Origin of the sequence: Lentibacillus halodurans (genome assembly GCF_900112045.1) — a bacterium.
GTDB classification, from domain to species: Bacteria; Bacillota; Bacilli; order Bacillales; family Amphibacillaceae; genus Lentibacillus; species Lentibacillus halodurans.
The window spans coordinates 205,146-219,962 of sequence record NZ_FOJW01000003.1; the positions used below are offsets into that span (position 1 = coordinate 205,146).

Genomic DNA, 14,817 nt, shown 5'->3' on the forward strand with positions numbered 1-14,817 from the left:
ATTAATCCTGCATTTGGCTATCTTCCGTTCCCTGTGGTGACTGCTGCATTCTGTCAATGATCTGGTTGATCGTATTATCGTAGTTATCATCCTGTATGCTGGAGTTGTGTAAACTTTGGATGTCCTGTATCAGTGCTTCATTTTCCGATACATATACGTCAAAGTATCCCGGCAAAATGGAAACGGCAGTCTTTTTGGCAATGTCCGCACCTTTATCCGCTTCCAAATCATCTGTTTTACCGTAAGCGATGAGTGCTTTGTCATCTGTAACAAGTGTTGCTGCTTCATCAAAGCCGTCATTGCGTAAAATAATGCGTGTGATCATATTAGCCAGGCTGGTTCTGTCAATATTCACGGTATGCTCTTCTTCATTTTCACTATTAATTTGTTCTCTTGTATAATGCACAAAACCCAGTTTATCATCTCCGGAAGGGTTGGATGGTGTGATTTCCTGTTCGGGATTCAGTTCATCAACGATTTGATTGCGCTCCTCAGGCTGCTGGCGCTCGTCATCTGCTGCATTGTCTGCACCGCCGCATCCTGCAAGTATGATGACTATCAGCAATGAGCTTAAAAAAAGTAATTTCCTGTTCATGACTGTCCTCCTCATACATCAAGATTTCTTCCCGCCTTAGTTTGCTGCACGCCACCAAATTCATACAGCAATTTTGTCAAAAATATTGGTTGGATCCTGTCGAACTATGATAAACTTATGGTGTAATGGGGTGATGTCATGATCGAAGTACAGGGAAAAACATACGAGGTTATTGAAAATGAAAAAAATGGCTTTCATGAAGAACATGTAAAAGAACGATTTTCCGATATTTTGTCTAAATATGATTTTATTGTCGGTGATTGGGGATATGATCAGCTGCGACTCAAAGGATTTTATGATGATCAAAACCCAAGAGCTGGTTTTGATACAAAAATAAGCACATTGGATGATTATTTATATGAGTATTGCAATTTTGGTTGTGCCTATTTCATTATAAAGAAAGTAGATCAATAAGAGAGCAGTAGTTCAGCTAAGGACTACTGCTCTTCTTCTTTCTCTGAATGTGTATTACCTGGTTCATCGTGAATCGGATGTGCTCCAGGCGCCTGTCTCGGCAAGTCGTCATGAAGCGCTTTATTAGGAAATACGAATGCACTTTCCCGCTTTTGTCCCTCTCGCCATGGGGTTGATTTGCTTCCTTTTAGTTCTTCATCATTTATTTCCGACCCGAACGGCCCTTCCGGAAATTCTTCAGGAATTAGATTTTGCTGGTTTGTAACATTTGAGAAATTGCTGTATTTTTTTTCCCTGGACATTGCTTTCACCCTTTCCTGCTAGTTATTTTCTCTCATTTTGTAGAAATTACAATTCCAAAATATGTAAAATTTAGTCTGAATTCAAAATAAATGTAAAATATTTCAAAAAATGAATCGTTATATCTATGAACTGTAATATATGTTACTAATTATTGCCAATTATATGGGTCTTATGCCCCTCGAACAATGACTTGTTTGAAATTAATTTCTCTATATTATATGTGGTTATATAGATCAGATGGCCTATTATAAAGTTACTGTTTTCTATCACAAAATTGACATATTCTCCATTTTTGCGATGATAGTGACAGATTTATCCCCACTAAAATATTAACTGCATAAAGAAAGAGGGTTCACCGTAAATGCTGGAATCGAAGCGGAGAGCAATTATATTTTTTTTATTGGCGATTTTATTGGCTGCAGTTTCCGGTTTCCTGGTATTAAAAAAAGTTCAGGCACTAAATACAGATTTGGGAACAATGGTAACGATTTACACGGCCGATAAAGAAATTCCATCAAGAAAAGTCGTAACGCCTGATGATGTAACAACTGATGAAATACCACAGCAATATCTTCGTGATGAACATATTACAGATGTTGAAGAGCTGGTAAACAAAGTTTCCGTTGTACCATTGTCAGATGGTGATATCATAACCAGAAACATTTTAAAAGAAGCTTCAGCCGTAACAGAAGCTAACAACCGGCTTGTATCGATGTTGAGATCGGAAAAAGTATCATTTGATGAGGAAATGATTGCATTGGATCGTGCAGATATCATTGTTTCACATAGTTTTGAAGAAGAGCCGCTTACGGAAGTTTTTATGGAGGATATAAAGGTAGCAAGGGTAGCGCATAACGAAGAAGGGGAGTTTTCAGGTGTTCAACTGGAAATTCCATATGAAAGAGTTTCAGAACTTATACATATGCAAAATTATGCAGACAGCTTACGTGTTGTTAAAGCAAATGTAGCAGAAGATCAACGGCGGGAAGAAACAGAACAGGGAACAGAGACTTCCGAGGACAAAAATTCAACTAATGGTGAGTCCGGAAATGAGGAAGAAGAATCCGAACAATCGAATGATAGTAATGAGAATAATGATTAATATTACAGTAATGCACTTGGAGGAACCGAATGAGTAAAGTCAACGATATTTATGTAATAGGGGAAAATGAAGACTTGGCAGTGACATTAAAGGAACAAGTAAATGAATCGTTTCAGTTGAATTTTCATGGTGCCACTGATGTGAAAAAGGTAGATGCGCCAATAATTCTGATTATGAATAACGGAGAGACTGCCACAGATGATGCACAAATGGTTTTATCCGAACATCCTGATTCATGGATTATTTGCTTGAGTGATGAAGAAAACTTTAATCTGCTGAGAAGCTTGAACCAATTGGGGATAACAGACTTTTACGTGCTTCCCGGTGAAGAACTGATTTTTATGGAACGTCTGGAAGCTTTGGCAGAAGAAGTCAGTACGAAAAACGAAAAAGTATCTGAAACAAGTTTTAGACGTGGTGGTGGAAAGATTTTCGCTTTTTACAGCGGAAGCGGGGGTACTGGCAAATCCTTAATCAGCACGACATTTGCGCAGACATTGAAACTGGAATCGACTGCCAAAGTACTATATATTGATTTGAATTTGCATTATGGGGGGGCTGAAACATTCCTTGGAATTGACAGTAATCGCTCGATAATCGATTTATTGCCTGTTATGGATGAACTTGGTGAACACCATATCCGCAATGTATCAGAAAAGGAGGAGCATTCGGATTTACATGTGCTTGTAAGTCCAATGGATGCTGAATTGGCCGAGAAAATAACAGATGACTTTGTTGTTAAACTTCTTCGGGCCAGTAAACGGCATTATGATTTTATTGTAGTAGATTTACCAGTCTGGATGGATGAAAGAACAGTAACTGTTCTGGAAGAAGCCAATCGGGTTTACTACACGATGAATCTTGATACGGTTGCTATCCGTGTGCTGAAAAGTGTCGAAAACCTATTCCAACGATTGGGTGTTATCACACAGGATCGCTTAGAGTTTGTCATTAATTTTAAAGGAAAGGATAATGAACTGACCAAAAAAGACTTAGAACGCTTTTCAACTTATCCGGTAGCTTCAGAAATCAGGAAGGATATCAAGAATGTTCAAGCATATATTAATCAGGGTGAGCCAATAAGGAAAGAACCCCGGGAAAAGAAGCTGCACCCATTTTCCAAAGATATTCATAAATGGGTTCATTCAATGTTGAAATAATCAAATGGTGGTGGTATCGTGTCTCTTTTTCAAAGAAATGCAAAAGTACAGTCAGAAAACGACATAGATGCCGGGTTTGTTTCCAATTCCGGATATTTGGATGAACTGGTTGAACATTATAAATCCAGGCTGTTGACTGAAGTGAATCTGGATCAGATAACTAGTCTGGATGATTCTGATAAACGGTTGAAGATTGAACGATTTATCAATCAGTTCATGTCTGAGGAAAAAGTGGTTATCCCAAGACAGGATAAAGAACGAATGCTAACCATGTTAATTGATGAGAGTGTTGGCTTCGGCCCATTGGAACCATTGCTGAAAGACGATTCAGTCACGGAAATATTGGTGAATAATCCGAAAGAAGTTTATGTTGAAAGAAATGGCAATCTTGAGAGAATTAATATATCATTCAAGGACGAGGCACATGTTAAGCATATCGTAGACAGAGTTGTAGCCCCACTTGGAAGAAGGATCGACGAAAGTTCTCCGATGGTTGATGCTCGTTTGCCAGACGGTAGCCGTGTTAACGCTGTTATTGAACCTATAAGTCTGGGAGGAACACTTCTCTCAATTCGGAAATTCCGAAAGACTCCATTTATGATGGATGATTTAAAGGATATTGGTACCTTTACAAATGCAATGTCTACCTTCATGCAAGCGTTGGTGGAAACAAAATTGAGTTTGCTTATTTCTGGCGGTACCGGCAGCGGGAAAACAACATTGCTGAATGCACTGGCCAAATCAATTCCCAATGGTGAACGTGTTGTCACGATTGAGGATTCAGCTGAATTAAAGTTCGATCGGCCGAATGTCGTTGGCATGGAAGCTCGGCCGCCTAACGTGGAAGGCAGTGGTGAGGTGACCATCAGACAGTTAGTGAAAAATTCCCTCCGTATGCGCCCCGACCGTATTCTTGTCGGGGAAGTACGCGGGGCAGAAGCGTTCGATATGCTTCAGGCCATGAACACAGGTCACGAAGGCTCGCTGACAACTGTTCACGCGAATACACCGTTTGATGCGATTAATCGTGTTGAAGGAATGGTTGTCATGGCCGGAATGGATTTGCCTACACACGTGATACGCGACTATATCGCCGGTGCACTTGACTATATTGTGCAAGTACAGCGCCTGACGGATGGAACACGAAAAATCACGAATATATCTGAAGTGGAAAAAACAGGGGAAAACCGGATTGAGGTTAGAGACATCTTCCGGTTTCAGCGTACTGGTGTCGATGGTGAAGGTAATGTCAGGGGATATTTTACCCCAACAGGCGTTATTCCAAAATGTTTGCCGCATTTAGAGGTATTCGGTATTGATTTGGATAAAGAGCTGTTTGAACCGAGGGAGGGAAGCAGCTATGAATCTGGCAGTATCTATACTTTATAGTTTAGGAGTTTTGTCGTTTCTGTTATTTGTCTATTACTTTCTTGGATACAGATCCCAGAAGAAAGAATGGAAGCAAAAGGTGGAAGAATGGTTTCCAGAAGAAGAACGCAAAAGTCTTATCAGTAAATGGGGAGACCGATTTGATGAAAAGGAGTCTTCGGAGAAATTAAGAAATAAACTGCATCATGCGAATCTCAAATTACTGCCATCGGAATATCTGGGGATCTTAATTGTAGGGTACCTTGTATTATTCGTTATGTTTTATTCCATTTTTGGAATGCCGTTACCGCTGAGTATAGCTTTACCGATATTATTGTTATTTGTATCTAACTATCTATTATTCTATTTTCGGAAAAATAGCTATGAACTGCGTTTTAATGATCAATTGAGTGAAGTTTGCCGGATCCTTGGCAGTGCAGCCAGATCAGGTTTAACAATCAACCAGGGAATCGATATTGTTGCCCGAGAAGTTGCTGCCCCTGCAGGAGAGGAATTTAAACGAATCTCCAATGAACTGAAGCTCGGAGTTAATTTAGAATCGGCATTTCGGTCTGTCCAAAAACGAAATACATCACGCGATTTTAACTTGTTTATTGCTACGTTGCTTATTCAGAAAAAAACAGGCGGGAATTTGGCACTGACTCTGGATACTATGGCAAATACGTTTGAAGACAGAAAAGTACTAAACCAGATTATTAAAACAATGACATCCGAACAAAAATATATATCGTTTATTGTACCAGCGTTACCTGTATTTTTGCTGCTTGTGATGAATAATGTGATAGATGGATTTATTGAACCTTTATGGTCAGGTTTTGGATTGGTTATTTTAATTATATTTATAACAGCTATTGTTTTATCATTTTTTCTCATACGTAAAATTACAAATATTAAGGTGTAGCTTATGGATGCATTAATTATTTTATCAACTATTGCTTTCTGGTTCTGCATATTGCTTTGCTTGAAACATTTTTGGTCCTTTTTGAGCGAGAAGCGTGATATGTTAGGGCATGTATCAGATGTTAGCCATGTTGACCCGTTTGAAAAAAAGGAAAAAAAGAAAAACAGACGTGCTCAAATCTTCAGCCGTGTCACGAAATATGCTGATGATTTCACTGATTTGGGGCAGCGTATCAATTTCTTCAGTGAAAACCACATGGTTGAAGAATGGCTCAAAAAATCTGGGAATCCCTTGAAGTTGACGGTTGCCCGGTTCCAGGGTCTGAAAATATTTTTGCTGATTGTTGGATTTTTCACCGGTATCCTGGCCATTATCATGGGGCTTCCGTTCTCACAATATATGCTTGTATTTAACCCAATTATTGGTTATTTCATACCCATTGTATTGATAAGGAGGGAGGTCAAGAAAAGACAGCAGCAAATCAGATCTAAATTGCCAGATTTTATGGACACTGTCAGTACCAGCCTGCAAGCTGGTGTGAGTCTGGATAATGCTTTAAGGGAGGTGATTCGATATTTCGATGGTCCGATCCGTGAAGAGTTCTCGCGTTTCAATCAGGAAATTGATCTTGGAGTTCCCCGGGAAAAAGCCTATCGTGAACTCTTGAAAAGAAATGAAAACCAAGAATTCCAGTCACTGATAAAGGCACTAATACAAGGGATGGATCTCGGAATACCGATAGCGAAGACATTTCAAATCCAAGCTGAAGAGTTGCGCGAAATACGTCAAGAGCAAGTGAAGGAATTGGCAGCAAAAGCTTCGCCAAAAGTTACGCTGGTCACAACATTTTTGATTGCACCCGTGTCCATATTGATGATTGCTGGATTGATGATCATGAATATGTTGATGGGAGAAAATAACATTTTTAATATGTTTTAAATTTTAAAGGAGGAGTTTCAGTATGAACTTTATTAAAGGATTGTATGCAAAAGCTATTAACAATGTGGAGGCTATGAAAAATGATGAAAGAGGTTCACAGACTTTGGAGTGGTTGGGCATTGCGGCCGTGATTGTAATTATTGTAGGGATCATTTCTAATGCATTTGATGATAGTTTGGGAGATACAGTTAAAGAAAAATTTGAGGAATTTATCGATAACATTGGCGGGTAATAAAAACGGTTCGTATTAAAACATTCCATAATGAAAAGTTACAGGAGAGTTCTTTATGAGATATAAGTTGTTAATAAGCTCTATAATGTTCTTGACAGTACTATTGATCGGGTGTACGGGTGAAGAGGATCCGGATCAAGATTCAATTCAAAATGAAGAAGATACAGCAGAGGCTGATAATGAAAAAAAGAACTCGGATGACCCTAGTTCGATTCAAGAGAATAAAGTAGAAGATAATCAAAATTTGAGTTTCTTAAAAGATGTACCTGAAGTACCAAACGATACAGCAGGTTTTATAAATCAAGCTGCAGGACCTTATGCAGGAATTGATGTAAGAGATGAAAGTGTTGTGGATGATGTTAAGGAAGATCTTTTTAAACTTGATTCGCTACCTGAAGATGCCAATGAAGAGCAGTTGAATGCATATTATCAGTATATATATTCGCTGGTTGCTGAAGATTTTCCTGATCCTCAGGACACTATAAAAAAATGGGAGTTTGGATCCTTTGGTAACCCTGATTTACCAGATGCACGCTATCACTTCAAAGAAAATTACAACGTTGAAGTATTACTTGATGCCAGTGGAAGCATGGGCAACTATATTGGCGATAAAACAATGATGCAGATTGCCAAGGAATCCATTAATGACTTTATGAAGCAGGTACCCGAGGAAGCAAATGTGTCTTTTCGGATTTACGGGCATAAAGGAACCGGTTCTGATAGTGATAAAGAGATGTCTTGTGGAGCTATTGAGCAAGTTTACGGTTACGCTCCATATGAAGAAGATGAGTTTCAGCAAGAACTGGACAAAATAGAACCGGCAGGCTGGACGCCATTGGCTGATGTACTGAAAGAAGCAGAGAATTCGCTTTCAGAATTTGATGCTGAAAAGAATACGAACCTTATTTATGTTGTCAGTGATGGGATCGAAACATGTGATGGCGATCCTGTTGAAGTTGCTAAATCACTATCCGATTCAAACGCACAACCCATCATGAATATTATTGGCTTCAATGTCGACTCTGATGCTCAGGAACAACTGAAAGAGATGGCAGATGTGTCAGATGGTATTTTTGCAACAGCCAACAATCAGGATGAACTAGAAGAGGAGTTCAACAGGGCAGAGGAAGTATTAGAAGCTTGGGAGGATTGGAAAGAAGACGCATTAGATGATGCTGAGCATGCCAAAGTTACCAACAATTTTGATATTTTAAGTGTTACTAATGATTGGGGGCAAAAAGATACTTTACAATCCAATAATATTTCACGTTTGGTGAACATGCTCCAAAATGCAGATATAATAAATAGCCAACAAAAAAGTGAGATTAGATCCATGAGAGATGAAGATCGTGAGTTAATAAAGGAATCAAAGGCTGAAGTTGAAGAACAATTGAATGATATTAGCGCAGAGAAAGTAGAAGAAATGAAACAATCAATCAAAGAAAGATACAATCAGCAAACTCAGAATTAACACTCCGTATAAGAAAATTTGAAAAGGGTGATAAAAATTGGTAAATGGTTAAGAAAAAGCTTATTACTAGCTACCGTACTCTTAATTACCTTTTTTCCAGTATTGACCCCTACGGTATTTGCTGTAAGTTCATGGACTGGTGAGTCATGGGAAGGAGAATCCTGGGATGGTTCACCATGGGATGGGTCTAACCTGGAATGGGATGGCAATACATGGCAAGGTGATTCCTGGGAAGGTGAAGGAACTGAAGGGCCTTCAGTTGGAAATGGTGCTGATGGGAGTGTTGATTGGTCCCATATCCCTTGGTATTTAGAGGGCTGGTATGCGGATGACTGGTCTGAGGATGGGTATTCCGGCAATCCGTGGGCTCAACCCGGATTTAATGGGGATGGTACAACCGGAGATCCATGGAACCGGGATGGATTCAATGGAGATAGAACGAATGGCAGTCCATGGATGCAAGATGAATTTCAAGGTGATAGTTACTCCGGTAATCCTTGGTCACAGGATGGCTATCAAGGAAGTCCTTATGACGGCAGTCCATGGTCTCAGAACGGTTTTAATGGAAACGATACGAATGGCCAAGGAACAAATGGTAATGGCACCAATGGAAATGGAACGAAAGCAGAGATAACAAAGTTTGGTGTTGTTGATGTAATGGGTGGTACTGCTTCCTTTATAGAAGCTGGTTTAAGACATCAACGATACCAGGATGTCGGGAGATTAGGTTCAGGTTTTGGCTCAACTGCATTTAGTACATACGGTGGCATCCTTGCAAATGGGCTAAAATTGGCCGGGGTGGATAATACATTTACAGATGGATTAGATGCAGGTACAAAAATTAATGATGGCGTTAAAGGATATAAAAAAGTTAGAGATGCAAAAGACTTCAGGAAAACCTCAACACCAGGTGGAAGAGATATATCCACTGGTTCAAAGTCCACAAAACTTTCTAAACCGGGAGGAGTTGAAAAAGCATTATCTAAGTTTAATGTAGCCACTGCAGCAGTAGGTACGGCGTATTCAGGAGTTGAGACTTTTAATAAATGGCAAAGTGCTTCTGAAGTGATGGACAGTAATGCAAGTGGGGCAGAAAAAACTGCCGTAGCGGCTGATGTAGGAGAAAGTGCAGGTAATACACTTATGAGTGCCGGCGTTGTTACCTCTGCTGTCCCCCTACCAGGTGCAAGAGTTGCTGGAGGAGTAATGGTAGTTGGTGGAGCTGTCCTTTGGGGAGCCTCAAAACTTACAAAAACGGTTGCTAACAACTGGAATTCCATCAAAGATACAGGTAAAAAAGTCTGGGAAGGAACGAAAAATGTTGCTAAAAAAGGCTGGGACGCTGTGACAGGTTTATTTAGTTAACAGAAATGAGCCATAGCTCATTTCTGTTAACCATATTTCAATGACTGAAGAGAGTGAATGGTATGAAGTATGATGATCCACTTGTTGCGAAAGAAGCAAAAAAACATAAAAAACTTTTCGAAACGTTTAACATTAACCCGGGTTCCTATCGAATAAACAATCATGATTATTTTTTTATAAATTATTACAAATGGAATAAAATTACCGATTGTGCAGTAGTTTCTCCAACTTCTCATGCTGGGAGAGACGAGTATCTCGAGGCATTTGATGCACTATTGGAATATGCACAGATAACAACATTAATTTTGACTCATGGTGGGGAAAAAGCGAGTGCTGATATGCATGCCTTTACTACAATGGAAAGGTTTCTGTCGGATGTTTTATATGAAGCTGGAAACGATTTAACAAAAGAAATCAGAAGTGTCTTAAATTATTGTCTTGAAAGAATCAAATTAATTACGAGCCTGCAGGAGCGACTGGTCGAAATATATCATGATTTTCAACAAAAAAATCAGAAATTACATGATAAAGAAAAAGAAAACTTTACGATACAAGATCTAAAAGAAGCAGCCCATTATCTTGGTGAGCTAGACTATATTCAATACAGGCAAATTGTAGCAATCTATGAATATATCCCTAAATTTAAATATATTAAAAAAATAAATAATCAAGAGGTAAAAAAACATATGACTACAGCTGTTAAAAGGTATCTGGTTGAGTTTTCAAAAGGTGAAGAGGAGCAGCGTAAAAGTATAGAAAGCGTTAAATTCCAATCGAATATGGAAGAATTAACAAGAGAAGAACATATTGAAGGTGCAAAAAAGGGTTTTTATAAAAACTTAGCAGAGACAAACGCATCAACGCGAAAATTATTGAGATACCCTAAATAGACTACACTAAACTTAACATAATAATAAGGATTAAAAGTGACAAGGAGAATACCATGGAAAAACCGCTTAAATTTACATGGGAAATATACACAGGCAAATTCGAAAAAATATTAGTACTTATGCTGACAACAACTCTGCCATTGTTGATGGTACATTCATATGTGACAAATTACATATATGCAATTACACCAAATGATTCAGCTATTTATTCAGTCGCCGATATTTATTATGGTCTTATTACACTACTATTATATCTTTATGCGCAAATACCTTATATTCGTTTCATATATAACGAATATAAAGGCGTTGAAAACAATTTACGAAACTCAATTTACCATTTTCTGGTTAACGGTTTTACGGTATTCGTTTTTGCTTGTATTGTTTCCATCATAAGTACTGTAGGTTTTATGTTTTTAATATTACCGGGGCTAGTTTTCCTTGCACTGGTATTCCCGGTACCATATATAAGTGTTTTTGACGGCAAATCTGTCTGGAAGTCATTTAAAGAAGGGTTTCGAATCGGCAAAAAGAAATTCTTTAAAATTATGTTAATCGTTATACTGGCAGGATCGGCGGAACTCTTATTCGGCATTTTCGTAACATATCAGCTATTTAATGTTACATCCTCATTTGCTGCACAGATTATCACCCAGATGACGCTCAATATAATTATTTATCCTTTTGTTATTATGATGTTGACTTCATACATACTTAAATGGCGTGAAGCGCTTGAAACACTTGAAGTTAAGGCTAATACAAATGATGGTTAAGAGAGCAGGTGTGTGCATGAATCGATTGTTAAAAAGAGTTTTAGCTTTGTTAGCCATTGTCATTATTGCTGTACAGCCCGTATTTGTGCCTGCTGTATATGCAGTAGATTCTTGGACCGGTAACCCATGGGAAGGTGAATCGTGGGAAGGAACGCCGTGGAATGGAACTGATCTACAATGGCAAGGTGAGTCGTGGGAAGGCAATTCGTGGCAAGGTAATGACACTGAAAGCCCAGCACCCTGGTCAGGACAAAATTGGAATCAACAAGATGGCATGAATGGTAATCCAGGGTCAAGTGATGGATATTCCGGGGACGGGACCTCACCGGGGGGGCCATGGAACATGCCTGGCTATCGCTATGGTCCAGGTGGTATCGGAAATCCATGGCTGACACCTGACTTCGAAGGTAATGGGACGGATAGTGACAGTCTCGATGGAAATGGTACAAATGGAAATGGTACGAGTGGAAATGAAACAGAAGGCGATCCGACATCACTTGAGGACTTTTCATCACTGCCTTATGGCTATGATGTGGGTAAATATATTGTCAAAGACATTATGATGGGGCAGGCCGGGCTGATTGGTGATCTACAAACCTATCAAAATATGCAGGATATGGGCTATAACGCCAAAATGAATTATGGTGGCAGATTTTACTCAAATGTGTTTATGAACGGCCTGAAACTGGGTGTTGGTGATAATATAGCCTTTGATTCCTATGATACATATACGCATGTATCTGATGGTATTGGTGGTATTAAGGACTACAACTATATTCGAAATGCTCAAAAGACAACTGATACGGCGGGCGATTTGGCTAGTGCATCAAGTAAAATTTCCGGTAAGACTCCACCAGCGTCTTCAGTTGGTGCTTTATCCAAGTTTAATATAGCTGCCGCAGCAGTAGGAACGGGTATTTCTGCTTTTGAAACAGGATTTAAATCGGCAAAAGCTGTTGATGTTCTCACTAGTGATGCCTCAGGAGCTGATAAAACATCTGCGGTTGCAGATGCGACTGCCAGTTTGGGAGATACCATAATGAATGCAGGTGTTGTTACAACTGCTATTCCCGGTGGTCAGGCAATAGGTGCTGGTATGGTAGCTGTCGGAGCAGGTGTTTGGGCAGTATCTAAAGGTGTTAAGTTTGTGGCCGACAATTGGAAAGGAAACTTGGCAGATACAGGCAAGGCCATGTGGAATAAAACAAAAGATACAGCTAAAAAAGCCTGGGATACTGTAACTGGGTGGTTCTCATAAGTTTAACCAATAAGTGTGGAGGAATGCTATAAATGAAAGCGATAGAAGAGACTCTGCAGAATAGGGCTAAAAAGCATAAAAAACTATTTGAGAAATATTGGATCGAACCCAATCATTTATATTTTAAAGGCTCCCATTTTTATTTGTCTTTTTATGAGAGGTTTCAGAAGACAGAAATAGGAATCTTGTCAACACAATCCGAAGTTTCCAATGCGGATTATAAAGAAGCATTTGAATGGCTAGTCATCCTTATGAATAGGATGGCTGCTATTCAAGAAGTTGGTATGGAACGCAAAAACATTAATATGAAGGGGTTTTACAAAACAAGAGCTTATTTGGAGAAAACGCTTGAGTATGCAACATTGTCCTCAAATGAAAAAAATATAATTGATCAATGTCTCCACTCAATGAATGATGCTATTTCATTACAAAACCGGATGGTTGCACTTATGGACGAGTTCGAACAGTTTAGAGAAAAAAAGGAAACAGAAGGGAATGAATTCTCCGTACCAGAGGTTGAAGAAGTACATGACTTTCATGCTGAAATGGATTATATTCAGTTTACTCAGGGGCAAATATCCTATAAATCTGTTGATTTTTTTGCATCTTTAAATCAAATAATTAATCAAAATGAAACCATTAAAAGTATAGTTAATTTCGAGGAGGTTAAACAATATATCGAGGAATTTTCACGTGGGAAGGATATGTTAAAATCGTCCCTTGATGAGGCTACTTATGTGGATAATTTAGATCAACTGTCAAAAGAACAATTTATGAAGACAGTACAAGAGGACTATATAAAAAGACAGAAAGAATCCAACAAGTCATTAATCAAGAATCTAAGGTATCCAACTCTGGGTTAAATCAATGCAGGAATTATAAAAACGATCGTAACGTTTCTGGTCTGCTCGGTATTTCGATACACAGGAGTTGTTTAATCAATGAAACGATGGAAAAGAAAATTTAAAAATGAAGACGGCTCGGCTACAATTGAATTTTTGGGGATTTTACCATTAGCTTTGCTATTACTCATGATTATTTGGCAGTTTATTGTGGGAATTAATGGTGTTTTAGTTACACAGTCTGCAGCTAATGAATACGCAAAAGTGTATTCTATAACCAATAGTGACAGTGAGGCAAGTACGGCGGCTAACAACATTCTTTCAACTACCGGTAGTTACTTGCAAAATCAGGGTGTTACGGGATCTAACCTTGGAAATAAAAAGTTTACTGCTGAAGCCAATGTAAATATACGTCTCGTTTTTTTACCCAGAGAATTATTTGGGTATCAAGTTCCCTCCATCCCATATGCAGCAACAGCCAGCAGCAGGGTGATTGAATGATGCTGAAGCAACGGTTTCAGAACGAAGACGGTAACATTGCACTGTTTGTACTCGGTATGTTAAGCCTCATTATGATTTTACTGATTTTTGTTGTGAACCTTGGCGGTGCTTTGGCTACAAAGGAACAATCGGGAACCACTGTACAGCAGGCAAGCATGGCAGCATCCAGTGTATTATATGAGGAAGTCCAACGGGTTGTATATGAATATGAGGATGAAACTTTGGAAGGAGCCCTTCAGACGTTTTTCGAGGATATCGATCAGATGGTAGATGAAAGGGTAGAGGAATTATCGAGCATGGGAAATTATGCTGATTGGACATCAAATGAAATAGAGTTGGAAGCGTTCGACCAGGTTTTATCAGAGGAACTTAATAAAGACGTTGTAAGAAGTAAATTAATTGAATTGCTGGAAGATGAAGATATTGAAACAGAAGTCATCAATACAACTAAGAATGCTATTGTTGCCAATGAAGGCGTATTAGAAGGCGCACAATTGACCATACGGAACGACCGTTTTCATGTACGTGCTGCTAATGAACTGGAATCCGTTTCATTTGATGGATATATGGAAGGAATACAGGAAAATGTTTATCAAGAGTCGGCAGGTCCTAAAATTGATTTTCTGGATGTAGTTTGGGACGGGGATCAAGTGATTGCACTCGATTAATATTTTTGAAAAGGATG

17 protein-coding genes are annotated in these 14,817 nt (G+C 38.9%); 15 read left to right on the plus strand and 2 right to left on the minus strand.

Translation table 11 applies throughout. The features are described 5' to 3' along the window. Nucleotide 1 precedes the first annotated feature (1 nt). Complete coding sequence (locus BM195_RS05360) at nucleotides 2-595, minus strand: YhcN/YlaJ family sporulation lipoprotein (RefSeq protein ID WP_090234709.1); 594 nt, start codon at nucleotides 593-595, stop codon at nucleotides 2-4. A 138-nt stretch (nucleotides 596-733) separates the two neighbouring features. Between BM195_RS05360 and BM195_RS05365 the strand changes: the two genes are divergently transcribed. Continuing rightward, nucleotides 734-1,009 carry a YutD family protein gene (locus BM195_RS05365; protein WP_090234711.1) on the plus strand — a complete coding sequence of 92 codons (276 nt, stop codon included), beginning with the start codon at nucleotides 734-736 and terminating at the stop codon, nucleotides 1,007-1,009. 23 nt (nucleotides 1,010-1,032) lie between these two features. Here the strand turns inward: BM195_RS05365 and BM195_RS05370 are convergent, their stop codons facing one another. Beyond that, nucleotides 1,033-1,311: a hypothetical protein gene (locus tag BM195_RS05370; RefSeq protein WP_090234714.1), complete on the minus strand. Its 279-nt coding sequence runs from the start codon at nucleotides 1,309-1,311 to the stop codon at nucleotides 1,033-1,035. A gap of 362 nt (nucleotides 1,312-1,673) precedes the next feature. Between BM195_RS05370 and BM195_RS05375 the strand changes: the two genes are divergently transcribed. The 14 genes from BM195_RS05375 to BM195_RS05440 all read left to right on the plus strand — a co-directional run bounded on the left by BM195_RS05375 (nucleotide 1,674) and on the right by BM195_RS05440 (nucleotide 14,800). Then, a complete protein-coding gene (locus BM195_RS05375) occupies nucleotides 1,674-2,414 on the plus strand; it encodes a flagella basal body P-ring formation protein FlgA (protein ID WP_090234717.1) in 741 nt (246 codons plus the stop codon). Between the two features lie 29 nt (nucleotides 2,415-2,443). Further along, nucleotides 2,444-3,574, plus strand: a complete 1,131-nt coding sequence (locus BM195_RS05380) for a CpaE/TadZ family protein (protein WP_090234721.1) — start codon at nucleotides 2,444-2,446, stop codon at nucleotides 3,572-3,574. 18 nt (nucleotides 3,575-3,592) lie between these two features. Continuing rightward, a complete protein-coding gene (locus BM195_RS05385) occupies nucleotides 3,593-4,963 on the plus strand; it encodes a TadA family conjugal transfer-associated ATPase (RefSeq protein ID WP_170848161.1) in 1,371 nt (456 codons plus the stop codon). After that, complete coding sequence (locus tag BM195_RS05390; protein WP_090234726.1) at nucleotides 4,935-5,864, plus strand: type II secretion system F family protein; 930 nt, start codon at nucleotides 4,935-4,937, stop codon at nucleotides 5,862-5,864. The genes BM195_RS05385 and BM195_RS05390 overlap by 29 nt, the downstream gene beginning before the upstream one ends. A gap of 3 nt (nucleotides 5,865-5,867) precedes the next feature. Continuing rightward, nucleotides 5,868-6,803, plus strand: a complete 936-nt coding sequence (locus BM195_RS05395; protein WP_090234730.1) for a type II secretion system F family protein — start codon at nucleotides 5,868-5,870, stop codon at nucleotides 6,801-6,803. Nucleotides 6,804-6,825: 22 nt separating this feature from the next. Then, nucleotides 6,826-7,035 carry a hypothetical protein gene (locus tag BM195_RS05400; protein ID WP_090234734.1) on the plus strand — a complete coding sequence of 70 codons (210 nt, stop codon included), beginning with the start codon at nucleotides 6,826-6,828 and terminating at the stop codon, nucleotides 7,033-7,035. Between the two features lie 55 nt (nucleotides 7,036-7,090). Further along, nucleotides 7,091-8,506 carry a VWA domain-containing protein gene (locus BM195_RS05405; RefSeq protein ID WP_090234738.1) on the plus strand — a complete coding sequence of 472 codons (1,416 nt, stop codon included), beginning with the start codon at nucleotides 7,091-7,093 and terminating at the stop codon, nucleotides 8,504-8,506. Nucleotides 8,507-8,533: 27 nt separating this feature from the next. Next, on the plus strand, nucleotides 8,534-9,871 hold the full coding sequence (locus BM195_RS05410) for a hypothetical protein (protein ID WP_090234741.1): 1,338 nt from the start codon (nucleotides 8,534-8,536) through the stop codon (nucleotides 9,869-9,871). A gap of 62 nt (nucleotides 9,872-9,933) precedes the next feature. Further along, complete coding sequence (locus BM195_RS05415; RefSeq protein ID WP_090234745.1) at nucleotides 9,934-10,761, plus strand: hypothetical protein; 828 nt, start codon at nucleotides 9,934-9,936, stop codon at nucleotides 10,759-10,761. 53 nt (nucleotides 10,762-10,814) lie between these two features. Further along, a complete protein-coding gene (locus BM195_RS05420) occupies nucleotides 10,815-11,531 on the plus strand; it encodes a hypothetical protein (RefSeq protein ID WP_090234748.1) in 717 nt (238 codons plus the stop codon). Between the two features lie 16 nt (nucleotides 11,532-11,547). Beyond that, nucleotides 11,548-12,789, plus strand: coding sequence for a hypothetical protein (locus BM195_RS05425; protein ID WP_090234750.1), 1,242 nt, complete (start codon nucleotides 11,548-11,550; stop codon nucleotides 12,787-12,789). A gap of 32 nt (nucleotides 12,790-12,821) precedes the next feature. Continuing rightward, the gene (locus BM195_RS05430; protein WP_090234752.1) at nucleotides 12,822-13,652 is read left to right on the plus strand and encodes a hypothetical protein; all 831 of its coding nucleotides are present in this window, start codon (nucleotides 12,822-12,824) and stop codon (nucleotides 13,650-13,652) included. A 78-nt stretch (nucleotides 13,653-13,730) separates the two neighbouring features. Continuing rightward, a complete protein-coding gene (locus tag BM195_RS05435) occupies nucleotides 13,731-14,132 on the plus strand; it encodes a TadE/TadG family type IV pilus assembly protein (RefSeq protein WP_090234755.1) in 402 nt (133 codons plus the stop codon). After that, nucleotides 14,129-14,800, plus strand: coding sequence for a Tad domain-containing protein (locus tag BM195_RS05440; protein ID WP_090234758.1), 672 nt, complete (start codon nucleotides 14,129-14,131; stop codon nucleotides 14,798-14,800). The genes BM195_RS05435 and BM195_RS05440 overlap by 4 nt, the downstream gene beginning before the upstream one ends. The last annotated feature ends 17 nt before the right edge of the window (nucleotides 14,801-14,817 follow it).